This is a genomic window from Caballeronia catudaia (assembly GCF_001544755.2).
GTDB lineage: Bacteria > Pseudomonadota > Gammaproteobacteria > Burkholderiales > Burkholderiaceae > Caballeronia > Caballeronia catudaia.
This window is the reverse complement of sequence record NZ_FCOF02000013.1, coordinates 1-25,163: the sequence shown is the minus strand read 5'-3', so window position 1 is coordinate 25,163 and position 25,163 is coordinate 1. Positions and strand designations below refer to the sequence as shown.

General features: G+C 63.7%; 24 protein-coding genes. 15 read left to right on the top strand and 9 right to left on the bottom strand.

Features of this window, described 5'->3' with window-relative positions; translation table 11 throughout:
* Positions 1 to 133: 133 nt before the first annotated feature.
* Positions 134 to 1,060 carry a LysR family transcriptional regulator gene (locus tag AWB75_RS16065; protein WP_061125084.1) on the bottom strand — a complete coding sequence of 309 codons (927 nt, stop codon included), beginning with the start codon at positions 1,058 to 1,060 and terminating at the stop codon, positions 134 to 136.
* A gap of 154 nt (positions 1,061 to 1,214) precedes the next feature.
* Here AWB75_RS16065 and AWB75_RS16060 point away from each other — a divergent pair, with 154 nt between their 5' ends.
* From AWB75_RS16060 to AWB75_RS16000, 13 genes are all read left to right on the top strand, one after another.
* Positions 1,215 to 2,525: a flavin-containing monooxygenase gene (locus tag AWB75_RS16060; protein WP_061125083.1), complete on the top strand. Its 1,311-nt coding sequence runs from the start codon at positions 1,215 to 1,217 to the stop codon at positions 2,523 to 2,525.
* Positions 2,526 to 2,556: 31 nt separating this feature from the next.
* Positions 2,557 to 2,994: a RidA family protein gene (locus AWB75_RS16055; protein WP_061125082.1), complete on the top strand. Its 438-nt coding sequence runs from the start codon at positions 2,557 to 2,559 to the stop codon at positions 2,992 to 2,994.
* A gap of 4 nt (positions 2,995 to 2,998) precedes the next feature.
* Positions 2,999 to 3,685, top strand: a complete 687-nt coding sequence (locus tag AWB75_RS16050) for a DUF1028 domain-containing protein (RefSeq protein ID WP_061125204.1) — start codon at positions 2,999 to 3,001, stop codon at positions 3,683 to 3,685.
* Entirely contained in the window at positions 3,678 to 4,841 is a 1,164-nt protein-coding gene (argE, locus tag AWB75_RS16045) for an acetylornithine deacetylase (RefSeq protein ID WP_061125081.1), read from the top strand. Before AWB75_RS16050 ends, argE begins: the two co-directional genes overlap by 8 nt.
* Before the next feature lie 80 nt (positions 4,842 to 4,921).
* Positions 4,922 to 6,337: a purine-cytosine permease family protein gene (locus AWB75_RS16040; protein ID WP_096031696.1), complete on the top strand. Its 1,416-nt coding sequence runs from the start codon at positions 4,922 to 4,924 to the stop codon at positions 6,335 to 6,337.
* A gap of 202 nt (positions 6,338 to 6,539) precedes the next feature.
* Positions 6,540 to 7,874: an epoxide hydrolase family protein gene (locus tag AWB75_RS16035; protein WP_061125079.1), complete on the top strand. Its 1,335-nt coding sequence runs from the start codon at positions 6,540 to 6,542 to the stop codon at positions 7,872 to 7,874.
* 165 nt (positions 7,875 to 8,039) lie between these two features.
* Entirely contained in the window at positions 8,040 to 9,059 is a 1,020-nt protein-coding gene (locus AWB75_RS16030; protein WP_061125078.1) for an alcohol dehydrogenase, read from the top strand.
* Positions 9,060 to 9,217: 158 nt separating this feature from the next.
* Positions 9,218 to 9,619, top strand: coding sequence for a thioesterase family protein (locus AWB75_RS16025; RefSeq protein WP_061125077.1), 402 nt, complete (start codon positions 9,218 to 9,220; stop codon positions 9,617 to 9,619).
* A 21-nt stretch (positions 9,620 to 9,640) separates the two neighbouring features.
* Positions 9,641 to 10,984 carry a phenylacetate--CoA ligase family protein gene (locus tag AWB75_RS16020; RefSeq protein ID WP_061125076.1) on the top strand — a complete coding sequence of 448 codons (1,344 nt, stop codon included), beginning with the start codon at positions 9,641 to 9,643 and terminating at the stop codon, positions 10,982 to 10,984.
* Positions 10,981 to 11,751: an enoyl-CoA hydratase/isomerase family protein gene (locus tag AWB75_RS16015; RefSeq protein ID WP_061125075.1), complete on the top strand. Its 771-nt coding sequence runs from the start codon at positions 10,981 to 10,983 to the stop codon at positions 11,749 to 11,751. The genes AWB75_RS16020 and AWB75_RS16015 overlap by 4 nt, the downstream gene beginning before the upstream one ends.
* On the top strand, positions 11,748 to 12,467 hold the full coding sequence (locus AWB75_RS16010; protein ID WP_061125074.1) for an HAD family hydrolase: 720 nt from the start codon (positions 11,748 to 11,750) through the stop codon (positions 12,465 to 12,467). The genes AWB75_RS16015 and AWB75_RS16010 overlap by 4 nt, the downstream gene beginning before the upstream one ends.
* On the top strand, positions 12,464 to 13,597 hold the full coding sequence (locus AWB75_RS16005) for a branched-chain amino acid ABC transporter substrate-binding protein (protein ID WP_061125073.1): 1,134 nt from the start codon (positions 12,464 to 12,466) through the stop codon (positions 13,595 to 13,597). Before AWB75_RS16010 ends, AWB75_RS16005 begins: the two co-directional genes overlap by 4 nt.
* Positions 13,598 to 13,675: 78 nt before the next feature.
* On the top strand, positions 13,676 to 15,451 hold the full coding sequence (locus tag AWB75_RS16000; RefSeq protein ID WP_061125072.1) for a sigma-54 interaction domain-containing protein: 1,776 nt from the start codon (positions 13,676 to 13,678) through the stop codon (positions 15,449 to 15,451).
* A 4-nt stretch (positions 15,452 to 15,455) separates the two neighbouring features.
* Here AWB75_RS16000 and AWB75_RS15995 read toward each other — a convergent pair whose 3' ends face one another.
* From AWB75_RS15995 to AWB75_RS15970, 6 genes are all read right to left on the bottom strand, one after another.
* Positions 15,456 to 16,055 (bottom strand): dimethylsulfoniopropionate lyase, encoded by a 600-nt coding sequence (locus tag AWB75_RS15995; RefSeq protein ID WP_061125071.1) that lies wholly within the window; start codon positions 16,053 to 16,055, stop codon positions 15,456 to 15,458.
* A gap of 9 nt (positions 16,056 to 16,064) precedes the next feature.
* Complete coding sequence (locus AWB75_RS15990) at positions 16,065 to 17,201, bottom strand: hybrid-cluster NAD(P)-dependent oxidoreductase (protein WP_061125203.1); 1,137 nt, start codon at positions 17,199 to 17,201, stop codon at positions 16,065 to 16,067.
* A gap of 183 nt (positions 17,202 to 17,384) precedes the next feature.
* A complete protein-coding gene (locus AWB75_RS15985) occupies positions 17,385 to 17,933 on the bottom strand; it encodes a GNAT family N-acetyltransferase (RefSeq protein WP_061125070.1) in 549 nt (182 codons plus the stop codon).
* 10 nt (positions 17,934 to 17,943) lie between these two features.
* Positions 17,944 to 18,546 (bottom strand): helix-turn-helix domain-containing protein, encoded by a 603-nt coding sequence (locus tag AWB75_RS15980; protein WP_061125202.1) that lies wholly within the window; start codon positions 18,544 to 18,546, stop codon positions 17,944 to 17,946.
* Between the two features lie 114 nt (positions 18,547 to 18,660).
* On the bottom strand, positions 18,661 to 19,908 hold the full coding sequence (gene glyA / locus AWB75_RS15975) for a serine hydroxymethyltransferase (protein WP_061125069.1): 1,248 nt from the start codon (positions 19,906 to 19,908) through the stop codon (positions 18,661 to 18,663).
* Positions 19,909 to 20,110: 202 nt separating this feature from the next.
* Positions 20,111 to 20,890, bottom strand: a complete 780-nt coding sequence (locus tag AWB75_RS15970; protein WP_061125068.1) for an SDR family NAD(P)-dependent oxidoreductase — start codon at positions 20,888 to 20,890, stop codon at positions 20,111 to 20,113.
* A gap of 166 nt (positions 20,891 to 21,056) precedes the next feature.
* On the opposite strand from AWB75_RS15970, the gene AWB75_RS15965 reads away from it, so the two are divergent.
* Complete coding sequence (locus tag AWB75_RS15965; RefSeq protein WP_061125067.1) at positions 21,057 to 22,061, top strand: helix-turn-helix domain-containing protein; 1,005 nt, start codon at positions 21,057 to 21,059, stop codon at positions 22,059 to 22,061.
* On the opposite strand, the gene AWB75_RS15960 is transcribed toward AWB75_RS15965, so the two are convergent.
* Together AWB75_RS15960 and AWB75_RS15955 are read right to left on the bottom strand one after the other, a co-directional pair.
* Positions 22,049 to 22,747: a GNAT family N-acetyltransferase gene (locus tag AWB75_RS15960; protein WP_061125066.1), complete on the bottom strand. Its 699-nt coding sequence runs from the start codon at positions 22,745 to 22,747 to the stop codon at positions 22,049 to 22,051. The genes AWB75_RS15965 and AWB75_RS15960 overlap by 13 nt on opposite strands.
* A gap of 111 nt (positions 22,748 to 22,858) precedes the next feature.
* Positions 22,859 to 23,560 (bottom strand): SDR family NAD(P)-dependent oxidoreductase, encoded by a 702-nt coding sequence (locus AWB75_RS15955; RefSeq protein WP_061125065.1) that lies wholly within the window; start codon positions 23,558 to 23,560, stop codon positions 22,859 to 22,861.
* A 331-nt stretch (positions 23,561 to 23,891) separates the two neighbouring features.
* Between AWB75_RS15955 and AWB75_RS15950 the strand changes: the two genes are divergently transcribed.
* Positions 23,892 to 24,755 carry a molybdopterin-binding protein gene (locus AWB75_RS15950; protein ID WP_235012123.1) on the top strand — a complete coding sequence of 288 codons (864 nt, stop codon included), beginning with the start codon at positions 23,892 to 23,894 and terminating at the stop codon, positions 24,753 to 24,755.
* Positions 24,756 to 25,163 lie beyond the last annotated feature (408 nt).

The following is a 25,163-nucleotide window of genomic DNA, read 5'->3' as shown; positions in this document are numbered from 1 at the left end:
CGCGCCAACGCAAGGTTTCAAGGCGTTTGCGCTTGACATGGACATCAATCTATCAAGCCAATTTGCCAGCCAAAATATTGTTTTCGGATACAAAGCAAAGCTTTTCCCTATGCAGCGCGGATAACTTTCGCCGTTACGTATCGATATGCAGGCGCCGGATATACGTCTCGCAAAACGAAGAGAAGCGATGCACGACTTGCCGCGGACGCATCGTGCGCGACTGCGCGATGCCTAGCGTCGTCGCATTGACGTTGTCCTTGAAGCGCTTAATCACGAAGTCTTCACCGTCCACCGTGCGATTCGATTTGAGCGGAAAATTGAGGATGCTATAGCCGAGTCCGTTCGCCACCATGCCGCGCACGACTTCCGGTTGAGACGAACGGAACGCGGGCACCGGACGGCTGCCGACCGCATCGAAGAGCGCGGCGAAATACTCGCGGCTATGCGGCAAGTCCAGCATCACGTAAGGCTCGGGCAGTAAGTCGGCGAGCGAGACTTTACGCGCGCGCGCAAGCCGATGTGTCTTCGGCAGGATCGCATACGGCGGCAAGGAAAGCAGCGGCGTGAATGCGATATCTTCGGTGAGGTCGAGGCTATATGTCAGCGCGATATCGAGCGAGCCGTCGTGCAGGCCGCGCAGCAAACCGTCCTGATGCGCTTCCACCGTGCGAAACGAAATGCCCGCGTGTCCGGCGGTGAAGCGGCTGATGAGCCCCGGCATCAACGGCGGTGCAAGCGACACGAGACAACCCAATGCGATGGAGCCGGTCATGCCGCCATCCATTTCCTTGGCGGCCATTTGCAGTTCTTCCGCGATCTTCAGCAGATTGCGGGCTTGCCCGAGCAGATCGCGGCCCGCCTGCGTCAGCGACAGGCCGCTCGCGTGGTGGCGAATGAATAGCTGCACGCCGAACGATGCTTCGAGATCCGCGAGCGCGGTCGAGATAGACGGCTGCGAGATATGCAGTCTTCTCGCCGCGGCGGTGAATGACAAGGCTTCCGCAGTCACGACGAAATAGCGCAACTGACGCAGCGAATAGCGCAAAGGATGGCTTTCCATACGATCGATTCAGCCTGAAGGTCCGATCCGCCGCATTGTGAAGTGCTCAAAAATCATTGCATAGTCAAATCCGATGCTTTGCATTTTTTAAATATATTTTTCGGATTCTGTCGGGGCGCGTAGATTTTCACGAAGGCATCACGGAGACATAGCCATGACAGTGGAAACAACGACTATCGACACGCTCGTGGTCGGCGCGGGACAAGCCGGCGTCGCGATGAGCGAACATCTGAGCAAGCTCGGCGTGCCGCATCTCGTGCTGGAACGCGATCGCATCGCCGAACGCTGGCGCACCGGCCGATGGGATTCGCTCGTCGCGAATGGCCCCGCCTGGCACGATCGTTTCCCGAATCTCGAATTCGCGGACTTCGACCCGGACGGTTTTGCATCGAAAGAACAGGTCGCGGATTACTTCGTCGACTATGCAAGAAAGTTCGATGCGCCCATCCGCACCGGCGTCGAAGTCAGGAAGGTCGTGCGCAATGCGGGGCGGCCGGGCTTCACCGTCGATACGTCTGACGGAACGATCGAAGCCAATCGCGTGGTCGTCGCGACCGGGCCGTTTCAGCGTCCCGTCATACCGCCGATCGCGCCGGACACAGAACGCCTCACGCAGATTCATTCCGCCGATTACCGCAATCCGCAGCAGTTGCCCGAAGGTGGCGTGCTCGTCGTTGGCGCGGGATCGTCGGGCGTGCAGATCGCCGATGAATTGCAGCGCGCGGGCCGGCGCGTGTATTTATCGGTGGGCGCGCACGATCGTCCGCCGCGCGGCTATCGCGGACGCGACTTCTGCTGGTGGCTCGGCGTGCTCGGCGAATGGGACGCGGAAGTCATGAAGCCCGGCCGCGAGCACGTGACGATCGCGGTGAGCGGTGCGCGCGGCGGTCATACCGTGGACTTCAGGCGACTCGCGCATCAGGGCATCACGCTCGTCGGACTGACAAAATCGTTCGACGGCGCCGCCGTCACGTTCGAAGCCGATCTCGCGGACAACATTCGTCGCGGCGACGAGAACTATCTGTCGCTGCTCGATGCCGCCGATGCTTATGCGCGCCGCAATGGCCTCGATCTGCCGGAAGAGCCCGACGCGCGGAACATTCCCGCCGATCCGGAATGCATGACGCATCCCATTCTCTCGCTCGATCTCGCGAAGGAAGGCGTCACGTCGATCATCTGGGCGACGGGTTATGCCGTCGATTTCAACTGGCTGCAAGTCGATGCCTTCGACGAAAAGGGCAAGCCGAAACATCAACGCGGTGTAGCCAAAGAGCCGGGCATTTACTTCCTCGGCTTGCCGTGGCTCTCGCGCCGTGGCTCCGCGTTCATCTGGGGCGTGTGGCACGACGCGAAGCATATCGCCGACCACATCGTCACGCAGCGCAAATACCTCGCGTATTACGACGCGCCGCAACAGCGCGCGAATGCCGGGGGCGTCGAGCGCGTCGAAAGCGCGGTGAGTTGAAACGCAATCCATCCATAAGCAAGGTGCATCGATGAGCCAACCTACGCATACGCGTATCCGCATGTTCAACACGAAGGATACGTACCCGAATCAAACGCTCGACAACGACCTCTGTCAGGCCGTGCGCGCGGGCAATACCGTGTACGTGCGCGGTCAGATCGGCACGGATTTCGCGGGCAATCTCGTCGGGCTGGGCGATCCGCGCGCGCAGGCCGAGCAGGCGATGAAGAACGTGAAGCAATTGCTCGAAGAAGCGGGCAGCGACCTCTCGCACATCGTCAAGACGACCACGTATCTCACCGACGTGCGCTTTCGCGAGCCGGTGTATCGCGAAGTCGGCAAGTGGCTGAAGGGCGTGTTTCCGATTTCGACGGGGCTGACCGTCGTCGCGCTCGGCCAGCCGGAATGGCTGATGGAAATCGACGTGATCGCCGTCATCCCCGATGGCTGGACGCCGCGCGAGGCATGACGACATGACTTTTTCTATCGTCGGACGATGTGAACGGACGGGGCAGCTCGGCATCGCGATCAGTTCATCGAGCATCGCGGTGGGCGCGCGCTGTCCGTGGGTGCGCGCGGGCATCGGCGCGGTCGCGACGCAGAACGTCACGCTGCCCGCGCTCGGGCCGCAGATTCTCGATCATCTGGAGCACGCGAAACTCGATCCTTCAGCGGCGCTGGATCGCGCATTGGGCGCGAGCGAATGGAGCGAATGGCGCGAATATAGGCAAGTGACGGTGATCGATGCGCAAGGCCGCACCGCGTTTTTCAGCGGCAGGCAGGCGCTCGGCACGTATCACGCGGTCGCGGGAAAGCAGTGCGTCGCGGCGGGCAACATGCTCGCGGGCATCCACGTGATCGACGCGATGATTCCCGCATTCGAGAACGCGTCCGGCCATCTCGCGGACCGTCTGCTCGCGGCCATGCAGGCGGCGATGGCGGCGGGCGGCGAAGCGGGGCCGGTGCATTCTGCGGCGCTGAAGATCGCGGACGAGATGAGCTGGCCGCTCGTCGATCTGCGTGTCGACTGGGCCGACGATGATCCCATCGGCAAGCTGGAAACGCTTTGGCAAGCGTATAAGCCGCAGATGCAAGACTACGTGACCCGTGCGTTGAATCCGACTGCCGCGCCGAGCTACGGAGTGCCCGGCGATGAGTGAGATGACGAGCCGCGCTCTGCTCGAACGTTTGATCGGCTTCGCGACGGTCAGTCGCGATTCGAATCTCGAACTGATCGAGTTCATTCGCGATTACCTCGCGAAATGCGGCGTCGAATGCGAGCTGTTTCATAACCCGGAGCGCACGAAGGCGAATCTCTTCGCGACCATCGGACCGCGCGATCGTGGCGGCATCGTGTTGTCGGGCCATACGGATGTCGTGCCGGTCGATGGCCAGCCGTGGACCGTCGACGCATTCCGTCTCACCGAAAGGGACGGACGCTTGTATGGCCGCGGCGCTGCGGATATGAAAGCCTTTCTCGCTTCGGTATTGGCGGCGGTGCCGGTGTTTCTGCAACGCGATCTGAAGCTGCCCGTGCATCTGGCTTTTTCATACGATGAGGAAGTCGGATGCCTCGGCGTGAGACCGATGCTCGCCGAGCTGGAAAAGCGCGCGCACAAACCGGTGCTGTGTCTCATCGGCGAGCCGACTGCGCTGAAGCCAGTGCTCGGTCACAAGGGCAAGCTCGCGATGCGCTGTCACGTGAAGGGCGCGCCGTGCCATTCGGCTTATGCGCCGTATGGCGTCAACGCGATTCAGTACGCGGCGCGTCTCATCAACCGTCTGGAAGAGATCGGCGAGCGCCTGGCGGAACCGGGGCATCGCGACGAGCGTTTCGATCCGCCGTATTCGACCGTGCAGACGGGCATGATCAAGGGCGGGCGCGCGCTCAATATCGTGCCGGCCGAATGCGAGTTCGATTTCGAAGTGCGCGCGCTGCCGGGCTTCGATGCGAACAAGGTCGCCGACGATCTCCAAACCTACGCGCACGCCGAGCTGCTGCCGAAGATGCGCGCGGTGAAGTCCGACACCGACATTCGCGTCGAGACGCTTTCGGCGTATCCGGGGCTGGCGACATCGCCCGACAGCGAAGCGGCGCGGCTCATCGCGCTATTGAGCGGATCGGCGGAATTCGGCACGGTGGCGTTCGGCACCGAAGGCGGTCTCTTCGACCAGGCCGGCATTCCGACGATCGTATGCGGCCCCGGAAGCATGGATCAGGGCCATAAGCCCGACGAGTACGTGACCGTCGAACAACTTCGCGATTGCGACGCGATGCTGCTAAGACTCGCGGACCATCTCTCAACGAAAGCCTGATTTCTTCAAGCGCCTGAGCAATCCCGACGACGCCTCGCGCGTCAGGGATTCGCTTTGCCGCGCGCAAACAGGAGACGACTTTGACTACTGCGCAACGCAACGCTTCTCCATTGATCGAGAAGCACACGATCGGCTATGTGCCGCCCGAAGACCGTCACGGGAAAGTGCGCGATCTGTTCACGCTATGGTTCGGCGGCAACATCGCGCCCTTGCCGATCGTGACGGGCGCGCTCGGCGTGCAGATCTTCCATCTGAATCTGTTGTGGGGCATCGTCGCGATCATCGTCGGGCAGGCGGTCGGCGGCGTGCTGATGGCGCTGCATTCCGCGCAGGGCCCGCAGATGGGCATTCCGCAGATGATCCAGAGCCGCGCGCAATTCGGCTCGTGGGGCGCGCTGCTCGTCACTGTCATAGCGGGCGTGATGTATGTCGGCTTCTTCGCGTCGAATATCGTGCTGGCAGGCAAGTCGCTGCATGGGATCGAGAACTCGGTATCGGTGCCGGTGGGCATCGTGATCGGCGCGGTCGGATCGGGACTGATCGGCATCATCGGATATCGCTTCATTCATATCCTGAACCGCATCGGGACGTGGGTGCTCGGCATCGGCATTTTCGTCGGCTTCGGGTATATCTTCACGCATATCTCGACGAGCGATTTTCTGACGCGCGGCGGCTTCGACTTCGCTGGCTGGCTCGCGACGGTCTCGCTTTCCGCGCTGTGGCAGATCGCATTCGCGCCGTACGTCTCCGACTATTCGCGCTATTTGCCGGCCAACGTGCGCGTCGCATCGACGTTCTGGGCGACGTATCTCGGCTGCGCGATCGGCTCGACGCTCGCGTTCGTCTTCGGCGCGGTCGCGGTGCTGGCGGTGCCGCCCGGCGTCGACGCGATGGACGCCGTGAAGCTCGCCACCGGTCCGCTCGGCTTGCCGATGCTCGTGTTGTTCCTGTTGAGCGTGATCAGCCATAACGCGCTGAACCTCTATGGCGCGGTGCTCGCGGTGATCACGTCGCTGCAGACCTTCGCATATCGCTGGATTCCCACGGCGAAGTCGCGCGCGGTGCTATCGGTCGTCATTCTCATTGCGTGCTGCTATGGCGCGATCGGCGCATCGACCAACTTCGTCGCGAATCTCGTCGATCTCGTGCTCGCGCTGCTCGTCGTGCTGGTGCCGTGGACCGCGATCAACCTCATCGACTTCTATGTGATTCACAAAGGGAAATACGATATCCAGTCGATCTTTCAGGTGGATGGCGGCATCTATGGCCGTTTCAATCCGCAGGCGTTGATTGCGTATGCGATCGGCATCGCGGTGCAGATTCCGTTCATGAACACGCCGATGTACGCCGGCCCCGTGCCGAAGTATCTCGACGGTGCGGATCTGTCGTGGGTCGTCGGATTGCTGCTGACGTCGCCGGTGTATTACTGGCTCGCATCGCGGGACACGGTCTATCGGCGCAGGCAAATGCGCGTGGCGACGGATGCCGCGCATTGATCCCGCACTCTTTCCCGCTCGACAAAAGTCTTGTACTCGCGCCTGTCTTTACCGGGTTTGTGCACATGCACATAATGCCGTCACCTGCTGCGATAAGCCATCGCGGCGCACCGAGGCGGTGACGGTCTGACTACGAGCAAAACAACATAAAACCATCGCGGCACACATCGCTCCTCCCCGTTCATGAATACAGGAGTCATGTATGTCCAACGATGCTTCCATCAGCACGCCCTCGCGCCGCCATTTCATCGGCGTCGCGGCGGCGACACTTGCCGCCGGCGCGTTCGCGCGTCTCGCATTCGCCGACGAGCCGGCTCACAGCGCGGCCGGCATCGTGCAAGTCAAAGCCGGCGACAAAACCGCCATTCGCCCGCTTCGCGTCCATGCTTCGGATGCGCAGCTCGCCGATCTGAAGCGCCGCGTCAAAGCGACGAAATGGCCGGAACGCGAAACCGTCGCCGATGCCTCGCAAGGCGTTCAACTCGCGACGATGCAACAGCTCGCGCGTTACTGGGGAACGAGCTACGACTGGCGCAAGGTCGAAGCGCGATTGAACGCGGTGCCGAACTTCGTCACCGAAATCGATGGCCTCGACATTCACTTCATCCACGTTCGCTCGAAACATCCGAACGCAATGCCGATGATCGTCACGCACGGATGGCCGGGTTCGATCATCGAGCAACTGAAGATCATCGATCCGCTGGTCAATCCGACGGCGCACGGCGGCAGCGCATCCGACGCATTCGATGTGGTGATTCCCTCGCTGCCCGGCTACGGCTTCTCAGGAAAGCCGACTGCGACCGGCTGGGACCCGCAGCGCATCGCGCGTGCGTGGATCGCGTTGATGAAGCGTCTCGGCTATACGCGATACGTCGCGCAGGGCGGCGACTGGGGCAATGCGGTGACCGAGCAGATGGCGCTCGTCGCGCCGCCGGAACTCCTCGGCATGCATACCAACATGCCGGCGACCGTGCCGGACGATATCGCGAACGCGCTCAAGCTCGGAGAACCCGCGCCGGCGAGCCTTTCGGCGGACGAGAAGCACGCATTCGATCAACTCGACTTCTTCTACAAGCACGGTCTCGGCTATGCGCAGGAAATGGCGAACCGGCCGCAGACGCTGTACGGCATCGAGGATTCGCCAATCGGCCTCGCCGCGTGGATGATCGATCACGACGCAGCGAGCCAGGCGCTCATCGCGCGCGTGTTCGATGGCAAGAGCGAAGGACTGTCACGCGACGACATCCTCGATAACATCACGCTCTACTGGCTCACGAACACGGGCGTTTCATCGGGGCGGCTGTATTGGGAGAACAAGCTCAATTTCTTCGCGCCGAAGCATGTCGCGATTCCGGTCGCGGTCAGCGTGTTTCCGGATGAGATCTATGCCGCGCCGCAAAGCTGGACCGAAAAGGCGTATCCGAAGCTGATCCACTACAACCGTCTGCCGAAGGGCGGGCACTTCGCGGCATGGGAGCAGCCGCAAGCCTTTACGATCGAGGTTCGCGAGAGCTTCCGTTCATTGCGCCGTGCGTGAAGTGCAGCGTGACTGCTGCCCGGCGCATCGCACGAAGTCCTGTCACAATCGCCATTTCCGACGTTTCTCGACGATGCGGTCGGGAGTGCGATTGATCTGGCCGTGTCATCCGTGTGCGGCGTGCCGGGCACACCGCGCGATATCTCCCATCAACAGGAGCAAGCGATGCCAACGATGCAGGCAGTGCAGGTAGCGAAAGCGAATGGTCCGCTGGAAGTCGTCGAGCGCGAGGTGCCGGAGCCGCGAGACGGACATGTGTTGATCAAGGTGCAGGCGTGCGGCATCTGCCACAGCGATTCGCTCACGGTCGAAGGCCAATGGCCGGGCCTGCAGTTTCCGCGCGTGCCGGGTCACGAAATCGCGGGCGTGATCGAGAAGATGGGCGCGGGCGTGGAGGGCTGGGAGAAGGGTCAGCGTATCGGCGTGGGCTGGCACGGCGGGCATTGCGGCCATTGCGATCATTGCCGTCATGGCGACTTCGTGCTTTGCCAGCGCGCGCAGATTCCGGGCATCAGCTACGACGGCGGCTACGCGGATTACATGGTCGCGCCGCAGGAAGCGCTCGCCCGCATGCCCGACGATCTCTCCGATGTCGACGCCGCGCCGCTCCTTTGCGCGGGCATCACCACGTTCAATGCGCTGCGCAACAGCGGCGCGCGCGCAGGCGAGGTGGTCGCGATTCTCGGCATCGGCGGGCTCGGCCATCTGGGCGTGCAGTTCGCGCGGAAGATGGGCTTCGTCACGGCGGCCATCGCGCGCGGGCAAGACAAGGCGCCGCTCGCGAAGCAGCTCGGCGCGCATCACTACATCGACAGCGAAGCGCAGAACGTGGCCGAAGCGCTGCAGGCGCTCGGCGGCGCGCGCGTGATTCTCGCGACGGCGACGAGCGGCAAGGCGATGAGCGCGACCATCGGCGGACTCGGGCTGAACGGCAAGCTGATCATGGTCGGCATATCGCAGGAGCCGGTCGAGGTGCCGATCGGGCAGTTCATCATGGGCCGCAATTCGGTGCAGGGCTGGCCGTCGGGCACGGCGGCGGATTCGCAGGAGACGCTGGCGTTCAGCGCGCTCGCGGGCGTGAAGCCGATGATCGAGGAGTATCCGCTGTCGCGCGCGCCGGAAGCGTATGAGCGGATGATGAGCGGCAAGGCGCGGTTCAGAGTCGTGCTCACGCCGGGAAAGTAAAGCAAACCAACGACCGTATCGAATCGCAACGTTAAGAATCTTTCCTGTCGCGGCTTCCGAAGCCGGAATAGAACCCGCAAAGCCCCGCCCGACGGGGCTTTCGCGCATATGGCCCGACCTTTGCATTGATCGCGCTCCAGACAACCCCGGAGCCGCACATGATCGAGAAAGGCCGAGCCGCCACGCTCACCCACACCGTCACATCCGCCGATCTCGCGTCGACGCACGCGCAAGCGGCGGGCGAGCGCTATCCCGACGTGCTGTCCACGCCCGCGCTGCTCGCCTTGATCGAACGCGCGTGCGCCGACGTGCTGCGCGATGCCGTCGGCGACGGGCAACTGTCCGTCGGCGTGACGACGCACCTCAACCATCTCGCGCCGACGCCGCCGGGCGTCGACATCTCCGCGACCGCGACGTTTCGCGATATCGAAGGCTCGCTGTACTGGTTCGATGTCGTCGCCTCCGATGCTCACGGGCCGGTCGGCACGGCGAGCCATGCGCGCGCGATCGTCGAGCGGTCCGCTATCGAGGCGCGCGCCGCGAAGCGCCGTCACGGCTGAACACGATCAAAAGGAAAGCACATGGCCGAACGATCCCCGACGCACCGCGCCCACTTCGACGAAGCGTTCGAAACGCTTCCGCCCGCCGATGTCCGTCGTCATCAGGACGCGCTGTGGGCCGCGCACTGGCCTTATCTGCGCGCGATGTCCGCGTTCTACCGGACCAAGCTCGCGCACTGGACCGGCCGCGACGACATCACGCTCGATACGCTGCAGGACATGCCCTTCACCGAAAAGGACGAACTGCGCGTGAGCCAGGAAAGCGCGTCGCCCTACGGCGATTACGTCGCGTGCGCGGAAAGCGGCATCGCGCGGCTGCATCGCACGTCGGGCACGACCGGACGGCCGCTGATTCTCGCGAACAGCGCGCGCGATGCCGAGGATATCGCCCGCGTCGGCGCCCGCTCGATGTGGGCCGCGGGCCTGCGCCCGGACGATCGCGTCGTCCATTGCCTCAACTACTGCATGTGGACGGGCGGCTTCACCGATCACACGATCCTCGAAGCGGCCGGCGCGACGGTCGTGCCGTTCGGCGTCGGCAACACGCGCTTGCTGATCGATTCGATCCTGAATCTCGGCATCAACGCGATCTCGTGCACGCCGTCTTATCCGGCGCTGATCGAGCAGGTGTTGCGCGAAACCGGCGGCCCCGCGCCGCGCGATCTCGGGCTGAAGCTGGGGCTGTTCGGCGGCGAGGCCGGTCTCGACAACCCCGAACTGCGCGCCGCGATGGAAGAGAAGTGGGGCTTCAAGGTGCGCAACGCGAACTTCGGCCTGTCGGAAGTGCTGAGCATTCTCGGCGGGCAAACGGATTGGACCAGCGACCTGCTCTATCACGCGGCGGACGTGGTGTTCGCCGAAATCGTCGATCCCGAAACGCTCGCGCGTCTGCCGATCGACGAAGGCACGACCGGCGAACTCGTCTGCACGCATCTGCGCAAGCAATGCCAGCCGCTCGTGCGTTATCGCACCCGCGACGTCGTCACGGTGACGTCGACCGATCCCGGCCCCGATGGCCGCAGCGCGTGGCGCTTTCGCGTGACGGGCCGCACCGACGACATGTTCAACGTGCGCGGCGTCAACGTGTTTCCGGGCGCGGTGCGGCTCGCGGTCGAAGCGCTGCCGCAATGGGCGTCCGGCATGTTCCGCATCGTGCTGAAAGGGCCGGGTCCGTACGACCGCGTCGCGATGACGGTCGAAGCGGCGAACGGCCTGCCCATCGAACGCTGGCCGGATGCGGCGATGCGCATCGAAGCGGCGGTGCGCGAACGCATCGGCGCAAGCGCGGCGGTGACCATCGTTCCGTTCGAGCACTTTCCGCGCACCGAAGGCAAGACCCGCTGGATCGACAAGGAGCCCGCATGAGCTACGTCAGGACACGCATGGAAGGACCGGTTTGCCTCGTGACGCTCGATCGCCCCGAGCGCATGAACGCCATCAGCGGCACGCTGCTCGACGATCTGCACGACGCGCTGCAACACGCGATCGACGATGCCGCGTGCCGCGTGATCGTGTTGACGGGCGAGGGCCGCGCGTTCTGCGCCGGCGACGATCTCAAGGAATTCGGCGAGCAAAGCGCAAACGATGCAAGCATTCGATTGCACATCGAACGGATTCAACGCATCACGCGCGCTCTGATGTTCGGCGCGAAGCCGGTCGTCGGCGCGGTGCATGGCTTCGCCGTCGGCGGCGGCTTCGAGTGGATGCTCAATTGCGACATCGTGGTGGCGTCCAACGATCTCGTCGCGTTCTTTCCGGAGATGGCGTGGGGCCAGTTCGTGACGGGCGGCGTCACGCATCTGCTGCCGCAGGCGATCGGCCATCAGCGCGCGATGGAGCTGTGGCTGCTCGGCGAGCGCCAGAGCGCGCAATCGTTGATGTCGATGGGACTCGTCAACCGCGTCGTGCCGCGCGATGCGATGCTCGACACGGCAATGACGCTCGCGGCGCGCATCGCGGAGCAATCGGAGAAATCGATCGCGCGCCTGAAGCGGCTCGTGACAGCGGACCTCACCGGCACGCTGTCACGCAGTCTCGAACTCGAATTCGCCGCGACCATCGGCGCCTTCGCCGACCCCGACGCCGCCGAGCGCGTCAAGAAGTTCGCCACGAGAAAGGAGCACGCGCGATGAACCCGAAAGCCTTGACCTTCGACTACTTCGGCACGCTCGTCGATGTGGATCGCGGCGGCACGCTCGGCATGGCGGAAGTGCTGCGGCGATTGTCCATCGAAACCGATGACGCGATGTTCGATATCTATCTCGACTGGGACATCCGCAACGTGCGGCTGTATCGCGGGCGGGCGTACGGGCGTTATCGCGATGTCGCGCAGCAGGCGCTCGCCGCCGTGCTCGATGCGCGCTGGCCCGGCGCGCGCAAGGGCCACACGCTCGATGCGCTCACCGATGTGTTCCTCACGCATCTCGTCGAAGCATCGCCCGCGCACGCCGACGCCGAGCCGTTTCTCGACTGGGCGGCGTCGCGCTATCCGCTGATGCCCGTCACGAACATGGACAGCGACCTGTGGCGCCGCACGCAGCTCACGCGCTATTTCGAGCACGTGACGACGGCGGAGATGGCGCAGGCATACAAGCCGTCGCAGGCGATCTTCGCGCTCGCGCTCGACCGCCTCGCGCTGCCCGCGCGCGACGTGCTGCATTGCTCGCTCGCGAGCTGGGCCGATATCGACGGCGCGAAGCCGCTCGGCATGGCGGTGGCGTGGATCAATCGCGGCGCGGACTCGCTCGGCACGTGGCAGCCGCGCCCGGATTTCGAGTTCGACACGCTGTCGCCGGTACGGGACGTTCTGGAAAATCTGTCAATCACTGCGACGGGAGAAACACGATGAAACCGATGAAGACGGCGATGACGTTCATCGCATGCGTGGCGATGCTGTGTGGCGTGGCGAAGGCGCAGGAAGTGGTGAAGATCGGCGTGGCGGGTCCGCTCACGGGCAGCGCGGCGCAAAGCGGCAAGGACGACGAGCGCGGCGTGCGTCTCGCCATCGACGAACTGAACGCGAAGGGCTTCACGATCGCCGGCAAGCCGGTGAAGTTCGAGCTCATTTCGATGGATGATCAGGGCGATCCGAAAGTCGGCGTGAACGTCGCGCAGAAGCTCGTCGACGATGGCGTGTCCGCCGTCATCGGCCATTACAACTCGGGCGTGAGCATTCCGGCGGCGCGCATCTACAACGACGCGAAAGTCGTGATGATGACGGGCGCGTCGTCGAATCCGGATCTCACGCATCTCGGCTATCCGTACGTGTTTCGCCTCGCCACGAACGACAACGTCATGGGCGGACGCATGGCCGTCTATGCGAAGAAAGTGCTGGGCGCGCAGCGCGCCGCCGTGATCGACGACCGCACCGCATACGGCACGGGCGTCGCGGACGTGTTCATCAAGACGGCGCAGAAGGAGGGCTTGCAGATCGTCGCGCGCGAATACAGCACGGACAAGGCGACCGACTTCAAGGCGATTCTCACGCAGATCAAGTCGCGCAATCCGCAGGTCGTGTTCTATGGCGGCTACTACGCGCAGGCCGCGACGCTCGCGCGACAGATGGGCGAGCTCGGCCTGAACGCGACGCTCGTCGGCGGCGACGGCATCTGTTCGCCCGAGTTCGACAAGCTCTCGGCGGGCGTCGCGGACAAGCGCATGTTCTGCGCGCAGGGCGGCGCGCCGCTCGACACGCTGCCCGACGGCAAGACCTTCCGCGCGAAGTTCAAGAGCGCGTTCAGCGCCGATGTCGATACCTACGCGCCCGCGTTCTACGCCGCGACGCTGGTCGTCGCCGATGCGATGCAGAAAGCCGGCTCCGCGAAGCCCGAAGTGTTCGTGAAGGTGCTGCGCGATCAGTCGTTCAACAGCATTCTCGGTCCCGTCAAGTTCGACGGGAACGGCGACTGGGTCGATGCGCCGGTCACGGTGTATCGGCTGAATGGCGGTGCGCTGACGGCGATTGCGCAGAAGGATTGAGCGACGCCACGCGACGTCGGGCGATGCGCTTTTGTCCTGCTATATTCGAAGCCATTGCCCGACCGTTCGCAGGTAGACATGGCCACCGTCGCGCTCGATCCCGACATCGCCACGCTGGAGAGCGCGCTCGCGTCGTCCCGCTGGCGCGATGCGCGCCGTCTCGCGGCGCGCGAAGCGAACGCGTGCATCTTCACGCTGGATCGCAGCGGCCACGTGCTGGAAGGCGCCGATGCCGCCGATGAAGCTTTCTTCGCGCAGTGTCCTTCCGATCGCCTGGCCGCGCTTGCCGAAGCGGCGACGTCATCCGACAGACGATGCGTGACCATTCCCCTGCAAGGCGCTCAGGCGTTCGCGTTGCGCGTCGACGCGCACGGGCGGCGCGTCTTTCTCATCGCGTTGCGCGCGCCTTCATCCGGCGACCCGACGCCCGCGCCGTGGATCGCGTTGCTCGGCGCGACGCTCGACGTCCTGCTGCAAAGCGCCTTCGATCTCGCCGCTTACGACACGCTCGTCGAAGAGCAGCGCGCGATCATCGATCATATCGGCGACGGGCTGATGGTCATCGGGCAAGGTCATGTGCTGCGGCACGTCAATTCGGTCGCGGGACGCATTCTCGGCATCGATCCAAAGACGAGCATCGGCAAGACGCTCAACGAGGTGATCGACTTCGAGCCGATCATCGGATCGATTTATCGAACGGGCGTGGGTTATGTGGATCGCGAGCTGATCATCGACTCGCCCGCGCGGCATCTGCATCTGCTCGACACGGCCATTCCCATCAAGAACCGATGCGGCGAAGTGGTGTCGGTGGTCAACACGTTTCGCGAGATGCGGCGCGTGCGCAAGATGGCCGGGCGCTACGCGGGCAATCATGCGCGCTTTACGTTCGACAGCGTGATCGGCACGAGCGCGGGTCTGAAACGCGCGGTCGATGCCGCGAAGAAGGCGGCGCGCGGTGCATCGAACGTGCTGCTTTCGGGCGAGAGCGGCGTCGGCAAGGAAGTCTTCGCGCAGGCCATTCACAACGCGAGCGCGCGCGCGGCGCAGTCATTCATCGCGATCAATTGCGCGGCGTTGCCGCATGCGCTGATCGAAAGCGAGCTTTTCGGCCATGCGCCCGGCAGCTTCACGGGCGCGGCGAGGGAAGGCCGGCCCGGCAAATTCGAATCCGCCGACGGCGGCACGGTGTTTCTCGATGAAATATCGGAGCTGCCCATCGACGTGCAGGCGAAACTGCTGCGCGTGCTGCAGGAGCGCGAAGTGACGCGCATCGGTGAGACGCGTGGCATTCCCGTCGATGTGCGCATCATCTGCGCGAGCAATCGCGATCTCGCTTCGATGGTGATCGCAAAGACGTTTCGCGAGGATTTGTACTATCGCTGCAACGTGATCGAAATCTTGATTCAGCCGCTGCGCGAGCGCCGCGAGGATATCCGCGCAATGGTGGCTTTTTTTCTGGAGCGATACTGCACGCGCATGCACAAGCCGATGCCTGAGATCGCTGAAGCTGCGTTGCTGCAACTGGAAGCGCATGACTGGCCGGGCAATGTGCGGGAGATCGAGAATCTCGTCGAGAAGATCGTCAACTTCAACGAAGGCGAGCGGATCGCGGATGTGGCTTCGCTTTTAGGAGGCGCTTCGGTGGCAAAGGCGGGTGCGGGCGCGTCCGCGCAGCGTGGCGAGCCGGTGTCGTTGAAGGAAGCGGAGCGCGTGGCGATCGAGAGTGCTCTGCAAGCGTGTCACTTCAACGTGACGAATTGCGCGAAGCTGCTGCAAGTATCGAAGCCCGCGCTGTACGCGAAGATGAAGCGGCATGGGATAAGGGTTGAGAGGGGGATTCGTCAATCTGTGTGAGGCGCTAATCCCCCTCCCGCGTCAACAAACACCATATCGCTAAAAACGGCACCTCACCCGACCGCATCGCATGCGGATTATTCCGCACGTTGTGAATCCCGCCGCCCACACCCGGATCGATCCATTCCCCGCCGTTCTGCCGAAACTCCCCACGCGTGAACAGCACATACGCCTCCTCGGGCGGATGACTGTGATCGGGATACCGCGTGTGCGGCAACATCAGCGAAAAACCGAGCTGCACGTCATAGCGGCTTTCCGCGCCGCGGGGCCCGCAGATCATGCCGTGCACGTGCGCGTCGATATAACCATCGCTGCCATTCACGCCCGATGATCGCCGCGACCATCCGAGATCGGCTTCGAGCGCCTTGATCGCCCGCGCGGCGGCGCCGAAATCCGTGTCATCGTCGATGAAAGGAGCCAACGCCGCATCGAGCCATTCGCACGCGGGATAGCGCGTGTGACGCCGCGCGCCGTCGTCCGATGGCGTGCGCAGCCGCTCGAACACCCGCGCCGCGACATCGCGACCGCCGTCCGGCAGCTTCTCCGACTGAAACAACCTTTGCGCGATGGCGATGTAAGCCGACACGTTATCGGGACGTCTCAAAGCAGCACCTCACAGTTCCAGCACGAGATCCGAAGTCGGACGGCTGCAGCACAGCAGGCGGAAGCCCTTCTGCACTTCGCGATCGCGAATGCCGCCGTTATGTTTCATGTCGACGGAGCCTTCGAGCAGCTTCGTCTTGCACGTGCCGCACACGCCCTGGCTGCACGACGACGCCACCGCGACGCCCGCCTTCTTCGCCGCCGACAACAGGGTATCGGTCGCGCTCATCGTGAACGACTTCGCCGATCGCGAGAGCTTGACGGTGAACGTGCCACAAGCGCTATCGGCTTCCTTGGCAGCGGGCGCAGGTTCACGCGCCACGCCCGCGCTGATATCGAAGCTTTCCTGGTGATAGCGCGCCGGGTCGTGACCGCCTTCGAGAAGCAGGCCGCGCACCGCGCTCATATATCCGGCCGGGCCGCACGTGAAGACTTCGCGCTCGAGATAATCCGGCGCCCATTGCGACAGCAGTTGATGACTCAGACGGCCCACCGGACCATCCCAATCCGCCTCATCGCCGACGCCCTCGCACACGAAGAACACGCGCAAACGCGGCGAGAGCCTCGCGAGCCGTGACAGCTCTTCGCGGAACACGATATCGGCGGGCGTCCGGGCGCTGTGGATGAAGATGACGTCGCGGTTCAGACCGAGATCGGTGCTCGCACGCGTCATCGACATGAGCGGCGTGACGCCGGAGCCTGCCGACAGATACAGCGATTTCGTCGCGGGCGCGGCGGTCGGCGTGAAGGTGCCGGACGGCCCATACGCGCGCAGCTCGCAGCCAGGCTTCATGTTGTCGTGAAGCCAGTTCGACATCGTTCCGCCCGGCACGCGCTTGACGGTGATCGACACGAGAAACGGTCGCGTCGGCGGCGACGAGATCGTGTAGCAGCGCTCGACCGACTGTCCGTTCACGCTCGCCGACACGGTCATGAACTGGCCCGGCTCGAAACGCACGGGCAGGCCATCGGCGGTGCGGAACTCGAAGCTCTTGATGTCGTGCGTTTCATCGACGACGCGGCAGCACGTCAGCGTCTGCTGCTCGCTGCTCGGCCAAAGCCGGCCGCCCTGTTCCCAGGTCAGCGCATCGGCGAGACGGTTGTCGAGGTCGAGCGCAGGGGCGAAAAATTTCTCTACCGAGTTCATGGCGTTCACGTGTGCGTTGGCGAGTACGTTTGCGAATGAACGCAGTATCGAAGCGCGCCAAAACAGCGTCAACGCGCTTTATTTTCCGGCTTGGATTACTTCAGGTAATGCGTGGCGCAGACGCCCGGCCGTGGCGCGTGGCGGTCCGGCGGCACGCGCCACGTCTCCGTGATCTCCCTTGCTTCAGCCGTCCACCGGCTGCGTGGGCGTGTCGAGATTGAGCTGGTAGAAAGCGGCGTCGAGCCAGCGGCCGAACTTGAATCCGGCTTCCCTGATCGTGCCCGAGTGCGTGAATCCGAGCCGCGTATGCAGGACGATGCTGCCCGCGTTCGTCGCATCGACGCAGCCGACGATCACATGCACCTGCGCTTCCCGCGCGCGCCGGATCAGTTCGCGCAACAGGCGTTCGCCGAGCCCGCGGCCGCGGCAATCGCGATGCACGTAGACGCTGTGCTCCACCGTGTACTTGTAGGCGGGAAACGCGCGGAACGTGCCCCAGCTCGCGAAGCCCAGCAGCGTGCCCGTGGCATCGACGGCGCCGACGACCGGAAAGCCGCCCGCGCGCTTCGCCGCGAACCATGCCGACATCGCCGCCGCGGGGCGCGGCACGTAGTCGTACAGCGCGGTCGAATTGACGATCGCGTCGTTGAGGATGTCGAGGATCGCTGGCGCGTGCTCGTCTTCGTTGCAGTCGATCAGGCGCACGTCGTCGTGCGGGGCGTTCGTGGTCATTCGTTATCCGTTAGCTGGAAGGCGCGTCGCAGATGGCGAGCACATAGCGCGCCGCCTTCGATGTGGGATTGCTGAAGATCAATGGCCGATCCAGCCGCATCGCCAGGCAGTCGCCTTGCTGGAGCGCATGAAGCGTGTCGCCGATCACGATGTCGACGCGTCCGCTCATCACCCAGACTTGCTGATGCATCGCCGATTCGCGGTTGCCCGTCTCGTACGCGACGCGCGCGCCAGCCGGAAACGCCACTTCGACGAGTTGAAACGGCGATGGCCAGCCGGGAGGCGAGAGGTTTCGGCGGGTGTAGCCGGACGCCGGATCGCGCCATTTCAATTGCTGGGCGCGCCGCACGAGGGGTTCGGACGGCGCGCCTTCCTGCTCCCCGCCGAACAGACTCGCGAGCGATACGCCGAGCCCGGCGGCGAGTTTGTCCAGCACGACGGCGGTCGGACTGGCGGCGCCGCGCTCGATCATCGAGATCATCGAGCGGCTCACGCCGCAGCGCGCCGCCAGCGCGTCGAGCGTGTAGCCGCGCGCGGCGCGCAACTCGCGCACGCGCTCGGCAATGCGCTCGTTGATGCCGGTTTCGGTAGGTGTTTCGGCGGTATCTAGCATAATGGACGCAGTTTCCATTACGCTAGACGTCGGTGTCAAGTGCAAAACGAAAACGTCGGGCTCGCCGCGTTATGCAGCAGGCCCGACGTCAGTCATTCGAAACTACGCTGAAAGTCAGCCGTAGACGGGGAAACGCTTCGTCAGTTCAGCGACCTGTTGACGGACGCGTTCGAGATTGCCTGCGTCTTCCGGCGCTTCGAGCACATCGGCGAGCAGATTGCCGACGATCTCCGCTTCCTTCACGCCGAAGCCGCGCGTCGTCATCGCGGGCGAGCCGAGGCGAATGCCGCTCGTGACGAAGGGCTTTTCCGGATCGTTCGGAATCGCGTTCTTGTTGACCGTGATATGCGCGGCGCCGAGCGCGGCTTCCGCGGCCTTGCCCGTGATCTTCTTCGCGCGCAGATCGACGAGCATCACATGGCTTTCGGTGCGTCCCGAGACGATGCGCAGGCCGCGCTTCACGAGCGTTTCGGCGAGCACACGCGCGTTGTCGACGACTTGCTGCTGATACGTCTTGAACTCCGGCGACAGCGCTTCCTTGAACGCGACGGCCTTCGCCGCGATCACGTGCATCAGCGGGCCGCCCTGGATGCCGGGGAAGATCGCGGAGTTGATCTGCTTCGCGAATTCTTCCTTCATCAGGATCACGCCGCCGCGCGGGCCGCGCAGGCTCTTGTGCGTCGTCGTGGTGACGAAGTCCGCATGGGGAACCGGGTTCGGATAGACGCCCGCGGCGATCAGGCCGGCATAGTGCGCCATGTCGACCATCAGATACGCGCCGACGCTCTTCGCGATCTTCGCGAGGCGCTCGAAATCGATCTTCAACGCAAACGCCGACGCGCCCGCGACGATCAGCTTCGGCTTGTGCTCGTTGGCGAGCTGCTCGGCGGCTTCGTAATCGATGTCCTCGGCTTCGTTCAGGCCGTAGCTCACGACCTTGAACCACTTGCCCGACATGTTGACGGGCGAGCCGTGCGTCAGGTGGCCGCCGTGCGCGAGGCTCAGGCCCATGATGGTGTCGCCGGGCTGGAGCATCGCGAAGAACACGCCCTGATTCGCCTGCGAGCCGGAATTCGGCTGCACGTTCGCGGCTTCCGCGCCGAAAATCTGCTTCACGCGATCGATCGCGAGCTGCTCGACCACATCGACATATTCACAACCGCCGTAGTAGCGCTTGCCCGGATAGCCTTCCGCGTACTTGTTCGTGAGCTGCGAACCTTGCGCGGCCATCACGGCAGGCGAGGTGTAGTTCTCCGACGCGATCAGCTCGATGTGATCTTCCTGTCGTTTGTTTTCGTCCGTGATGGCCGCCCAGAGTTCCGGATCGACGTTTTCAACGGTGCTGGCTGCGCGATTGAACATGGTGATTACCCGTGTGAAGGTGATGTGCTTCGAAAAACGCGTGACTGTTGTGTATTCCATCGAAAGCCGGCGCGCGCGGATAGAAGAATTGCGACATGCCGATGGAATGCAGCGCGCAGCCGCGACGAAAAAAATCGAAGGTTCGCATCGCTGCGAAAGCCTTCGATGAAAGTCACGCCCTCGGAATGTTTTTTGTAAGTCTTTAAACGGCGGAAAAACAGTTATCGACGAAAAGGTGCGTGCCGTTCACGAAGCTCGATTCGTCGGACGCCAGAAAGAGCGCCGCCGCTGCGACTTCCGACGGCTCACACAGGCGGCCTTGCTGCTGCATGATCGCGGCCTCGGTGGCGTCGACGCCCATCGCCTGCAAGTCTTCAAGCTCGCGCATGCCGTGCGGCGTGCGGATGAAGCCCGGCGCGAGCGCGTTGCAGCGTATGCCGCGATCGCGGAATTCGACGGCAATTGCACGGGCGAACATATGGCACGCGCCCTTGGTGGCGTCATAGAGCACTTCACCCGGCGTCGCGCAGACGGCCGATATCGACGACGTGCACACGATGCTGCCGCCTCCCGCTTCGAGCATCTGCGGCAGCACGGCCTTCGTCATCAGGAACATGCTTTTGACGTTCACGCCCATGAGCCAGTCCCATTCCGATTCCTCGATGTCGAGGAACGGTTTGACGATGAGCGTGCCCGCGTGATTGAAGAGGATATTGGCGTTGCCGAAGCGGTCGCGCACGGCGCCGACGGCGCGTTCCACATCGGCCTGGCTGGAGACGTCGGCGCCGAGGCCGATCGCCTGCAGGCCACGGTCGCGCAGGATCGACGCGAGCGTTTCGGCGGCGTCGCCGTTACGGTCGATGATGGCGACCTTCGCGCCCTGCGCTGCGAACAACTCCGACGCGGCCGCGCCGCAGCCGCCCGCGCCTCCGCTCACGATTGCGACTTTGCCCGCGAGACGGCCGTCGATTTTTATGCTCATGTCCTTGTTCTCCGAAACCTGAAGCTCGACGTTATGGGTTCGAAAGGCGCGTCGCTATCGGATTTCGGCAACTAAGGGTTTGCACGGACATTTGGCCGGAATGCTTCTTGGCAAGTTATCCTTTTCGGCGGTTATCCCGATTCAAAGCGGCTATTCCCGACTTCCGATGAGCGCGGCTCCTTCTTACTCGACCGCTTCCGACGCACGGCTTTTCGCGCGCGCGGTCGCCTTCTGCTCGTTCACGGACGTGGACGAACAGGCGCGCGCATTCGATGGCTGGAGCCTCAACTACACGCAGATTTCGGGCGGGCTGTTTCGCGGGTCGTCGTCGATCGTGTCGCTCGGCGGCATCCGCCTGCTGGTCGAACATCTGGACAAGGTGATTCTTCAGCAAGGCTCGGTGCCGTCGGACAGACTCGCCGTGGCGGTTCCGCTGGAACTGGAAGGACACGCGCGAATGTGCGGCGAGAAAAGCAGCCGCGACAGCCTGCACATCTTTTCGAGCGGCCCGGAGTTCGAGTTCTTTTCGCCGGACCGCCATGTGCTCGTGAATGTGGAGATCGAGCCGGACGGGTTGTCGTCGGAGCCGATGCGCGTGCTCGCCGCATCGCTGCTCGGCCGCCCGATGTCGCCGCTCATTCCGATGGCCGCCGACGCCGCCGACAATCTTCGCCAGCTGCTCAAGCAGACGCTCGCAGCGGCGGCGCAGGCCGCGCCCGGCGAGCAGGCCGATACCGACGACCGCATCGAATTGCCCGAACGCACGATTCTCTATGCGATATCGGAGGTGATATCGGCATCGTCGCCGGAAGCCGCGAACTCGCACGCGCGGCCGACGAAGTATTGGCCGCTCGTCAATTCCGTGCAGGAGCGGCTTCAGGACGCGTCGACGTGTCCGCTGTCCATCGCCGAATTGTGCGTGCAGCTCGGCATCAGCAGAAGGACGTTGCAGTACGCGTTTCAGGACGCATTGAACCTGAATCCGATCGCGTATCTTCGCGCGGTGCGCCTCAATCACGTGCGCCGTGAATTGCGGCTGGGCGACTCGGTGACGTCCGCTGCGACCACGTGGGGCTTCTGGCATCTCAGCAGCTTCGCGCACGACTATCGCGTGATGTTCGGCGAGCTGCCGTCCGTCGCGGCGAAGCGTTATGCGCGTCAGGCTGCGTGACTGACCTGCGTGAGCGCGAACGCGTGGCGCAGTTCGAAGCCGAGCCGTTCATATAGTCCGATCGCACTCTCGTTGTGGCTGAAGACGTGCAGGAACGGCGTCTCGCCGCGCCGCCCGATTTCCCCGCGCAGAATATTCATGAGCCGGCCGGCGAGCCCGCGTCCGCGGCAGCGCTCGTCCACGCATACCGCGCTGATTTCCACATAGCCGTCGATGGACATGCGCTCGCCCGCCATCGCGATGAGTTCGCCCTTTTCGCGAATGCCGATGTACGCGCCCATCTCGCGCGTGCGCTTTCCGAACGGGCCTGGCTTCGTTCGCTGCACCAGCGCGAGCATGTCGTCCGTGTCGGCTGCGTTCAGGCGGATCACGTCGCTATCGTCCGCGTCTTGCGTGAAGCGTCGCGGCGCGATCATCTGATGGATCGTGCCGACGCGCTTCGACTGCAACGCATCGATGCCCTTCGCATCATTGGCCGACAGAATCGCGACCTGCTCATGCGGCTCCATGAGCGCCTGAAGCGCGCGCCACGCGTCCGGCGTGTCCGATGCGATCGCGGCGAAGGGCGCGACGTCGGGATGAAAACGTCGCGCGAGGGCATCGCCGAAGCCGAGATGCGCTTGCCTCGTCGTCAGCGCGGTCCAGATCGGGCGGTCGAGGCCTGTCGGTGTCGATGTCGATGTCACTGCGGCTCCTTTGAGTGGGACGGATCGAAGCCACTGTAGATAAAACGGCGCACGTCAGCTATGGGCGGAAATGACAGTTTCGGAGGCATTTACGCCACGATCCGTAGAACGTCAGAACTTCTCCACCCACGGCCGCAGCTCGATTTCCCACGTCCACGCGCTGCGATGCTGACGCAGCACGTCGATATACGTCTGCGCGATCGCATCGGGGTCGAGCATGCTGTCGGGCACGTCTGGCGGATCGGTGCGCTGAGCGGAGCGCACACCGCCATCGATCACGAAGTGCGCGACATGAATGCCCTTCGGCATCAGCTCGCGCGCGGCACTCTGCGCCAGTCCGCGCAACGCGAACTTGCCCATCGCGAACGGCGCGGACAGCGCGAAGCCTTTGACGCCCGCAGTCGCGCCCGTCAGCAGGATCGCGCCGTGAGCCTTCGGAACCATGCGTCGCGCGGCCTGCTGCACCGCATGGAACGCGCCGAGCGCCGTCACCGCGACGGCCTGTTCGACCTCGGCCGCATCGAGTTCGGCGATGGGCCCGCGCACGCGTCCGCCCGCGTTGTAGATGACGACTTCCGGCGTGCCGATGCGCGCTTCGGTTTCGGCGAAGAGCGCTTCCATTGCGCGGGCATCGGAGGCATCGACGGGCAACGCGATGGCGCCTGTTTCGTCGACGAGCGCCGACAGCTTGTCGACGTTGCGCGCCGCGATGATGACCGGAATGTTCTCCGCGCGCAGACGCCGGGTGAGTGAGCCGCTGATGCCGGGACCGGCGCCGATGATGAGGGCGTTGCGATAAGGAAGAGTGCTCATGGCTTCACGCTCGGACGGGAGGGAAACCGATGATAACCGTGGCCGCGAAACCGCGCGCGACGCGCCTGCCCGGAGCATGCGTGGCCTTCGCCCGAAATTTCTGCAAATGCCGTTCGATGTATATGCAAAGATATAGCGCGACGATGCGTCGGTGAGGGTGCGACGGCGTCGGCCAGCGAACGTCAATCCACTAACGAAACGGAGTCGACCGATGGGATTTTCTCGTGACGCAAGGCATCTGGCGGCGCTGCTGTTCTCGCTCGCGCTGCTTCCGATCGCAACGGTTTCCTGCGGTGGCGGCGACGATACGTCGTCGTAGACGGTGCTGTCGGTGTCGGGCGACGTGTCCGCATCGACCAACTTCACGCTGGCGCAGATCCAGGCGCTGCCGGCGAATACGCAGACGGTTTCCTTCGGCAGTGGCACGGGACAACAGACTCACGTCTACACCGGCGCGAGCGTGTGGACGTTGCTGAATCAGGTCGGCATCGCGACGAACCCGGCCGTGAAGAACGACGTGCTCGGCAAGTACGTCGTGGCGACCGGCAGCGACAATTACCGCGCGGTCTTTCCGATGGGCGAACTGAGCCCGGACTTTGGCAATCGGGGCAATCAGGTGGTCTACGCCGAGACGCTGAACGGCACGAGCGCCGCGCTGACCTCCACCGATGGCCCGTTGCGCGTGACCGCGCCCGGCGACATCAAGGGCGGACGCTACGTGTCCAATCTGGCGAAACTCGAAGTGCACACGGCGACATCGACGGCGACGGCTACCGGCGGCGGCGTCACGACGCAGTTTCAGCTATCCGGCGCGATCGCGCATCCGGCGACCTATGACCTGGCGGCGCTGCAGGCGCTGCCTGCCGTGACGCGCACGATCGGCGCGAACACTTACACGGGTGTGAGCCTGTGGGATCTGATCAACGCTTCGGGCATTCAGACCAGCGCGACGGTGAAGAACGATCTGCTGGGCTTTTATCTCGTGGCCACCGGCAGCGATGGTTATCGCACGGTGATCTCGCTGGGGGAACTGTCGCCCGATTTCGGCAATCAGCCCGATATCGTTGCGTATTCGATGAACGGTGCGCCGTTGCCGGGAACCGGCTTCGCGCGGCTCGTGATTCCGAACGATGGCAAGGCGGGGGGGTACGTTTCGAATCTGGTGGCGCTTGAGGTGGTGTCGGCGCCGAGGTGAATGGAGAGTACGGCTATTCATTGCCGCTCTTGATATGTGTTCGATCTCGAATCGAATGTGTATGAAGAGCGGCTTTTCGTCGAACGCGCTCGTCATCCATATCGTTAAAGAGGCGAGCTTGACCCCGGCGCGTTCGGCTGGTGGCTGCACTACCGGCACGGCAAGGGCATCGACCTTGGTGACGTGTCGTGTGCTCAAGCCCTGATGTCGTTCAACCTGCAAGTCGTGCACGTATTGCCATGAGTGATTGATTGAACAGACGCATATCATTGCCCGGCGGTTTCAAACCGAAGTGCAACGAGGGGGTTAATGTTTAGCGTTTTGAGGTTGTCCCGCTGAGGCAAGTGTCGCAGCGAAAACCTCGAATGGCGAATGGAACGCGTGGGTTGCGCGCGGCCGGCTGTTCAG

What these genes read in the sequence shown, in the direction of transcription:
- AWB75_RS16005 (WP_061125073.1), top strand. Translation starts at nt 12,464, where the DNA reads ATGAAACCGATGAAGACGGCGATGACGTTCATCGCATGCGTGGCGATG.
- AWB75_RS16060 (WP_061125083.1), top strand. Translation starts at nt 1,215, where the DNA reads ATGACAGTGGAAACAACGACTATCGACACGCTCGTGGTCGGCGCGGGA.
- AWB75_RS15980 (WP_061125202.1), bottom strand. Translation starts at nt 18,546, where the DNA reads ATGCTAGATACCGCCGAAACACCTACCGAAACCGGCATCAACGAGCGC.
- AWB75_RS16000 (WP_061125072.1), top strand. Translation starts at nt 13,676, where the DNA reads ATGGCCACCGTCGCGCTCGATCCCGACATCGCCACGCTGGAGAGCGCG.
- glyA (WP_061125069.1), bottom strand. Translation starts at nt 19,908, where the DNA reads ATGTTCAATCGCGCAGCCAGCACCGTTGAAAACGTCGATCCGGAACTC.
- AWB75_RS16030 (WP_061125078.1), top strand. Translation starts at nt 8,040, where the DNA reads ATGCCAACGATGCAGGCAGTGCAGGTAGCGAAAGCGAATGGTCCGCTG.
- AWB75_RS15955 (WP_061125065.1), bottom strand. Translation starts at nt 23,560, where the DNA reads ATGAGCACTCTTCCTTATCGCAACGCCCTCATCATCGGCGCCGGTCCC.
- AWB75_RS16020 (WP_061125076.1), top strand. Translation starts at nt 9,641, where the DNA reads ATGGCCGAACGATCCCCGACGCACCGCGCCCACTTCGACGAAGCGTTC.
- AWB75_RS16050 (WP_061125204.1), top strand. Translation starts at nt 2,999, where the DNA reads ATGACTTTTTCTATCGTCGGACGATGTGAACGGACGGGGCAGCTCGGC.
- AWB75_RS15985 (WP_061125070.1), bottom strand. Translation starts at nt 17,933, where the DNA reads ATGACCACGAACGCCCCGCACGACGACGTGCGCCTGATCGACTGCAAC.
- AWB75_RS16025 (WP_061125077.1), top strand. Translation starts at nt 9,218, where the DNA reads ATGATCGAGAAAGGCCGAGCCGCCACGCTCACCCACACCGTCACATCC.
- argE (WP_061125081.1), top strand. Translation starts at nt 3,678, where the DNA reads ATGAGTGAGATGACGAGCCGCGCTCTGCTCGAACGTTTGATCGGCTTC.
- AWB75_RS16010 (WP_061125074.1), top strand. Translation starts at nt 11,748, where the DNA reads ATGAACCCGAAAGCCTTGACCTTCGACTACTTCGGCACGCTCGTCGAT.
- AWB75_RS16015 (WP_061125075.1), top strand. Translation starts at nt 10,981, where the DNA reads ATGAGCTACGTCAGGACACGCATGGAAGGACCGGTTTGCCTCGTGACG.
- AWB75_RS16065 (WP_061125084.1), bottom strand. Translation starts at nt 1,060, where the DNA reads ATGGAAAGCCATCCTTTGCGCTATTCGCTGCGTCAGTTGCGCTATTTC.
- AWB75_RS16035 (WP_061125079.1), top strand. Translation starts at nt 6,540, where the DNA reads ATGTCCAACGATGCTTCCATCAGCACGCCCTCGCGCCGCCATTTCATC.
- AWB75_RS15965 (WP_061125067.1), top strand. Translation starts at nt 21,057, where the DNA reads ATGAGCGCGGCTCCTTCTTACTCGACCGCTTCCGACGCACGGCTTTTC.
- AWB75_RS15970 (WP_061125068.1), bottom strand. Translation starts at nt 20,890, where the DNA reads ATGAGCATAAAAATCGACGGCCGTCTCGCGGGCAAAGTCGCAATCGTG.
- AWB75_RS15990 (WP_061125203.1), bottom strand. Translation starts at nt 17,201, where the DNA reads ATGAACTCGGTAGAGAAATTTTTCGCCCCTGCGCTCGACCTCGACAAC.
- AWB75_RS16055 (WP_061125082.1), top strand. Translation starts at nt 2,557, where the DNA reads ATGAGCCAACCTACGCATACGCGTATCCGCATGTTCAACACGAAGGAT.